6 protein-coding genes (1 of these 6 cut by a window edge) are annotated in these 6614 nt (G+C 41.0%); all 6 read right to left on the bottom strand.

Annotated elements, in window-relative coordinates:
• Positions 1–756, bottom strand: partial view of a SufB/SufD family protein gene (locus WMO13_RS09985; RefSeq protein ID WP_026879620.1) — the 5' portion only. 327 nt of this gene lie to the left of the window's left edge; 756 of the gene's 1083 nt are visible here — the first part of the coding sequence; it begins with the start codon at positions 754–756; its stop codon lies off the left edge, out of view.
• Between the two features lie 10 nt (positions 757–766).
• Positions 767–1537 carry a Fe-S cluster assembly ATPase SufC gene (gene sufC / locus WMO13_RS09980; RefSeq protein ID WP_026879619.1) on the bottom strand — a complete coding sequence of 257 codons (771 nt, stop codon included), beginning with the start codon at positions 1535–1537 and terminating at the stop codon, positions 767–769.
• A 75-nt stretch (positions 1538–1612) separates the two neighbouring features.
• A complete protein-coding gene (gene sufB, locus WMO13_RS09975) occupies positions 1613–3070 on the bottom strand; it encodes a Fe-S cluster assembly protein SufB (RefSeq protein ID WP_034856228.1) in 1458 nt (485 codons plus the stop codon).
• Positions 3071–3179: 109 nt separating this feature from the next.
• On the bottom strand, positions 3180–3602 hold the full coding sequence (locus WMO13_RS09970) for an SUF system Fe-S cluster assembly regulator (RefSeq protein WP_034856226.1): 423 nt from the start codon (positions 3600–3602) through the stop codon (positions 3180–3182).
• Positions 3603–3785: 183 nt separating this feature from the next.
• Positions 3786–5072: a phosphopyruvate hydratase gene (eno, locus tag WMO13_RS09965; RefSeq protein WP_026879617.1), complete on the bottom strand. Its 1287-nt coding sequence runs from the start codon at positions 5070–5072 to the stop codon at positions 3786–3788.
• A gap of 113 nt (positions 5073–5185) precedes the next feature.
• A complete protein-coding gene (locus tag WMO13_RS09960; RefSeq protein WP_026879616.1) occupies positions 5186–6463 on the bottom strand; it encodes a citrate synthase in 1278 nt (425 codons plus the stop codon).
• Positions 6464–6614 lie beyond the last annotated feature (151 nt).

Raw genomic sequence — 6614 nt, 5'->3', positions numbered from 1 at the left:
ATCAAATAGCGCTTCTGCACGATCTTTTAAGATATTTTTGACCTGTTGATTACTGCTGCAATTAGGTACTTTATGATCTAAATTGACCACATGCGAGATATGCTCACGACCTTCGGCAATATTGAGTACATTGAGTTCACTATAAGCCCCTTCCCCCTCTACCTCGAAAACAATATCAGAACGGGTAATCGCTCCTTGAGATTGATAGCTCATATAGTGCAACTGGCTCTCTGATGCTTGTGTTGCCACAAAATCAAAAAGGCTTGAGCCTGCTTTGCTATTAAGCCCCGCATGGACAAACTCAATATTCGCTGTTTCGGCTAGTGAAACACTCATTGTTCCTAAGTTAAGATACTCTCCATCCCCCGCTTCTACTAATAGAAATGAAGCTTGAGTGCCCTCTTCAGCGGTAACAACAATACTGAGATCCACTTGTACCGCTGCATTTTGCCCATCCGTTACATGATAAATCACGATCGGACGATCAACCACGGCACCATTCATCAAACGGATCTCTAATAGATTATTTGTTGCCCGTACTAAAAGCGTCTCCGGCAATGAGAGCTCATGAATCCAACGAGAAGCAACTTCACCATTATAAATGGGTAGAATAATAGCACCTTCCGGTAATGTTTCATTAATCGGCGCCGATGCTTCCTTTGATACAGGTGCTTGCCATGCTGTTGAGAAGAGCTTACGCAGTGGCGTATCTTTAAAGCGCTCACGATGCGCATTATCTTGATATTTTGTTAGCATGATAATCTCCTTATTTATGAACTCGAGAACCGCCCGCATCTTCACCACGGAAAGCCACATATCCTTCTTTCTCAAGCTCAAGCGCTAACTCTTTGCCACCACTTTTCACAATTCGACCATCCGTCATCACGTGAACAAAATCTGGTTGAACATAGTCAAGTAGACGTTGGTAATGAGTAATCAATAAGAAACCACGACTGGCATCTCTCAGAGAATTAATCCCTTCGGAAATCACGCGAAGTGCATCAATATCAAGCCCTGAATCGGTTTCATCTAACACTGCAAATTTAGGTTGAAGCACTAACATTTGTAGAATTTCATTACGTTTCTTCTCACCACCAGAGAAGCCAGCATTCACAGCACGCTTAAGGAATGACGAATCCATTTTTACAGTTTTCATCTTCTCTTGAAGTATCTCATAGAATTCAAGTGCATCAATTTCCTCTTCTCCTCTTGAACGGCGAATAGCATTGAGCGCGCTGCGTAAGAAATAGTGATTATTCACGCCTGGTAATTCCGCAGGATATTGGAATCCTAAGAAAATCCCTAATTGTGCCCGTTCATCAGGATCCATCTCTAAAATTGAACGCCCCTCAAAAAGGATATCACCTTCAGTGATTTCATAACCCTCTTTCCCCACGATCACATTTGCAAGTGTACTTTTCCCTGAACCATTAGGGCCCATGATGGCATGTACTTTCCCTGCTTCGATCTCTAAGGTCACACCTTTAAGAATCTCGGTACCATCAACTTCTACATGTAAATTTTGAATACTTAACATATTTTCTACTCTCAATTAAATTTTATAAATTCTGTTATAACGCTGATATAGGATCAACGGGTCAAAAATCAAAGATTAACCCACGCTACCTTCTAGTCGTAGCTCAATCAAGCGTTGCGCTTCTACGGCAAATTCCATCGGCAATTCATCAAAGATCTCTTTACAGTAACCATTTACAATAAGGTTAATCGCATCTTCTTCTGACAAGCCGCGTTGTTGACAATAGAAGAGCTGCTCTTCTGAAATCTTTGAAGTAGAGGCTTCATGCTCTACTTTTGAACTTGAATTGCGGACATCGATATAGGGAAAAGTATGTGCACCGCATTTATCCCCCATTAAGAGCGAATCACACTGCGAGTAATTGTAAGAGCCCGTTGCATTGGGACTAATTCTGACTAATCCGCGGTAAGAGTTCTCTGAGTAACCGGCTGAAATTCCTTTTGAGATAATCGTCGAGCGAGTATTTTTACCTAAATGAATCATCTTTGTACCGGTATCCGCTTGCTGACGATCTTTGACAAGCGCAACAGAGTAGAATTCGCCAACAGATTCATCACCTTTCAGGATACAGCTTGGATATTTCCACGTAATTGCCGATCCTGTTTCCACTTGTGTCCACGTGATTTTAGATTGAAAACCTTCGCAAATGCCACGTTTTGTGACAAAGTTATAGATACCACCGGCACCATTTTCATCTCCAGGATACCAGTTTTGAACAGTTGAATATTTAATTGTTGCCTTCTCTTTCGCTACTAACTCTACAACTGCAGCATGAAGCTGATTTTCATCCCGCTGCGGTGCGGTACATCCTTCAAGATAAGAGACATAACTCCCCTCATCTGCCACGATTAACGTTCTTTCAAACTGACCTGTGTTAGAAGCATTAATTCGGAAATAGGTGGAAAGCTCCATCGGGCAACGAGTGCCTTTAGGAATATAGACAAAAGAGCCATCGGTAAATACTGCCGCATTCAGTGCAGCAAAGTAGTTATCATCATGCGGTACAACGGTGCCGAGATGCTCTTTTACTAATTCAGGATACTCTTGAACCGCCTCACTAAAAGAGCAGAAGATAATGCCTTGCTCTAACAAACGACCCTTATAAGAGGTTGCCACAGAAACCGAGTCAAAAACCGCATCCACTGCCACACCGGCGAGGATTTTTTGTTCTGAAAGCGGAATACCTAAACGCTCATAAGTGTAGAGTAATTCAGGATCTACCTCATCTAAACTCTTAGGGCCATCAGCCATTGATTTAGGTGCTGAATAGTAAGAGATCGCTTGATAATCGATCGGGTCGATCTGTAAATGCGCCCAATCCGGCGCTTCCATCTCAAGCCAAGCACGGTAAGCGGTTAAACGATATTCTAATAACCACTCAGGCTCTTCTTTAATCTTAGAGATATGACGAATCACATCTTCATCTAAGCCAGGGGGAAGCGTTGTCTGTTCAATATCAGTAGTAAAGCCATATTTATACTCTTCACTGGTGATCGCTTCAATTCTATCTTTTTCTGTAATTTCTGCTGTCATAATTTGTTATAGTCATCCATCAATTAGATTTATCAAGGATCTATTCTTATCTTCTACCCTATCTATATATTGTTATATACAATAAGTGCCTAAAAAGTGATTTCGTTACTTACTCCACTAGCTTCCTTAAATCTTGTGCTGATCCGAGCAGCGATTTTAAAGTCACTTCCGAGAAACTCTCGTAAAGCTTATGATTAATCACTCTCCAATGCGGCGCTAATGTGCAGACAATCGCTTTATCACAAGGATTTTCCATGTCATTACACGCATTCACCGCCACCGGACCTTCAATGGCTTCAATGACTTCCAATAAAGTGATCTCTTTGGGATCACGTTGTAGTTGATAGCCACCGTAGATTCCGCGAGTAGATGTCAAAAGCTCTGCTTTAACCAGTAATTTTAAAACCTTACTCACTAGCGAAACATTGAGCTCACATATTTCAGCTAAAGCCGAAGCGCTTAGCTTTTCTTCACGAACTGCTAATTTCGTCAACACTAACAGGGCATAATCTGTTTCTCGAGTAATTCTCAATGTATAGACTCTCTAAAAATAAATATAGGACCAATATAGTACTATATTAGTCCTAATTCAAATTTGTTTTACTAATGACGTTTAATTAAAGCTTAAATGTAGAGTTCACATCTAAAGTTCCTAGATCAAAACAGAAACCCTCAACGATCACTTACCGCTTTAATCCATCATCATAACCATCACTTAAAACTTCACCGCTTTAAATGCCTTTTGACCTGCATATTCCGCTTTATCGCCAAGCTCAGCTTCAATACAGATTAAGCGGTTATATTTTGCAACCCGATCCGAACGACAGAGGGAACCTGTCTTGATCTGCGTTGCTACTGTTGCCGCTGCGATATCCGCAATGGTTGTATCTTCCGTTTCACCAGAACGATGTGAAACAACCGCCGTGTAGTTCGCATCATTTGCCATATTGATCGCATCGATTGTTTCAGTCAATGTTCCGATCTGATTTGGTTTAATAAGAATCGAGTTCGCAACCCCTTCTTTGATACCACGCTCAAGAATCTTGGTGTTTGTCACGAAAAGGTCATCCCCAACGATTTGCACGCGATCGCCGATACGTTTAGTAAGGATATCCCAACCTTTCCAATCTTCTTCATCCATACCATCTTCAATCGTGATAATAGGATAACGGTTTACCCAATCTTCTAAGAATGCCGCAAATTCTTCAGAGGTAAAGGCTTTGTTTTCAGAGGCTAGTACATATTTACCATCTTTATAAAATTCAGAAGCTGCGATATCTAAACCTAAGAAGACATCTTTGCCTGGCTCATAACCTGCACGTTTAATCGCTGTCATGATCACTTCTAATGCTTCTTCATTAGAACCTAAGTTTGGTGCAAAACCACCTTCATCACCCACGCCTGTAGAAAGACCTTTTTCCGTTAATACTTTACGTAACTCATGGAAAATTTCAGAACCATAACGAATCGCTTCAGCAAACGTTGGAGCACCTACAGGTAAAATCATAAACTCTTGCACATCCACTGAGTTATCCGCATGCGCACCACCATTGACGATATTCATCATCGGTACAGGAAGCGTATATTTCGCGCGATCTGCAAGATACGCATAAAGCGGTAAACCTTTCTCATTTGCCGCCGCATGTGCACAAGCAAGTGATACCCCTAATAGCGCATTTGCGCCTAATTTAGACTTATTATCGGTGCCATCTAACTTGATTAAGATCTCATCGATTTTTTTCTGATCTGAGACTTCAATGCCCTTTAATGCTTCAAAAATAGGACCATTGACATTACTACAAGCTTGCAACACACCTTTACCGCCGTAACGTTTTTTATCGCCATCTCGAAGCTCTACAGCCTCTTTAGCACCGGTTGATGCACCGCTTGGAACTGCCGCCTCACCCGAAATGCCTGAATCTAAAGTTACTTTAACCCAAACTGTTGGATTGCCACGTGAATCTAAGATTTCTCTTGCGATAATCGAGTTAATTGCTGACATATAATATCTCCAAATAGTTATTATTGAAAAAATCAGAGGGCATAGCTACAAAGTCGCTACACCCCCTATTATTTATTGTTCTTGATGAAATATCAAATTGGACTCACCAAAACTTATTTTACATCACGAATTTTAGGACCAATATAACGTTGACGTGGACGGCCAATCTTCATATTAGGATCTGCAATCATCTCTGCCCAATGGCTAATCCAGCCACTTGTCCGTGCAATTGCGAACATTGGGGTAAACATCTCTACAGGAATACCTAATGCTTTGTAGATAATACCTGAGTAGAAATCCACATTTGGATAGAGTTTACGTTCAACAAAATATTCATCTTTCAATGCAATTTCTTCTAAACGAACTGCAATTTCCATCAATGGATCATTACCATATTTTGCCAATACTTGATCAGCAATACCTTTGATGATACGTGCACGTGGATCGAAGTTTTTATAAACACGATGCCCAAAGCCCATTAAACGGAATGGATCATCTTTATCTTTCGCTTTTGCCACATATTTATCGATATTGCTCACTGAGCCGATCTCTTCAAGCATTACCAATACAGCTTCATTTGCACCGCCATGTGATGGCCCCCAAAGTGAAGCGATCCCTGAAGCAATTGCCGTAAATGGATCCGCACCTGAAGAGCCTGCAAGACGTACAGTTGAAGTTGATGCATTTTGCTCATGGTCAGCATGAAGTGTAAAGAGCATATCGATTGCTTTCTCTGCAACAGGATCAATCTCATAATCAGAGCAAGGTGTTGAGAACATCATTTGCAAGAAGTTACCGGCATAAGAGAGGTCATTGCGAGGATAACGAATCGGTTGACCTTTTCCATGTTTATAGCAAGCTGCAGCAATCGTTGGCATTTTTGAGATCAAGCGATGTGCAATAATCATGCGGTGCTCAGGATCAAAGATATTCATCTTATCATGATAGAATCCCGCCATTGAGGCCACTGAACCTACCAACATCGCCATAGGATGAGAATCATAGCGGAAACCTTGTAAGAAGCGTTTCATGTTCTCATGCATCAATGAATGGGTCATGATGATCTCTTTGAACTCTTTCGATTGAGATGCATCTGGTAACTCACCATTCCAAAGTAAGTAAGCAACATCAAGATAATCTTTCTTCGCTGCTAATTGCTCAATTGGATAACCACGATAGAGGAGCTCCCCTTTCTCACCGTCGAGATAAGTAATGGCACTTTCACAACTTGCTGTTGAAACATAGCCTGGGTCATAACTGAACATCGACATCTCTTTATTGAGTTTGGCGATATCGATCACAGAATTGCCATACACAGAATCAAGAATAGGGAAATCTGCTTCTACCCCGGTTCTATTGTTAATAAAGGTCACTGTATCTTTTTTGCTCATACTAATAATCCTCCGACTAGTCAGTCCCTATCCTTCTGCATAGAAAACAACTTCTACTTCGAAAAATAGTGAGTGCTAGCATACTTTTATAAAAAAACTCAAACTTGAGATAAATCATATATTCCATCCATAGTAGTACATATAGTAGGAA

This window comes from Ignatzschineria larvae DSM 13226 (genome assembly GCF_038500265.1).
Taxonomy (GTDB): Bacteria; Pseudomonadota; Gammaproteobacteria; order Cardiobacteriales; family Wohlfahrtiimonadaceae; genus Ignatzschineria; species Ignatzschineria larvae.
Note: the sequence above shows the minus strand (reverse complement) of the source record. Positions and strands in the feature narration are given on the sequence as shown.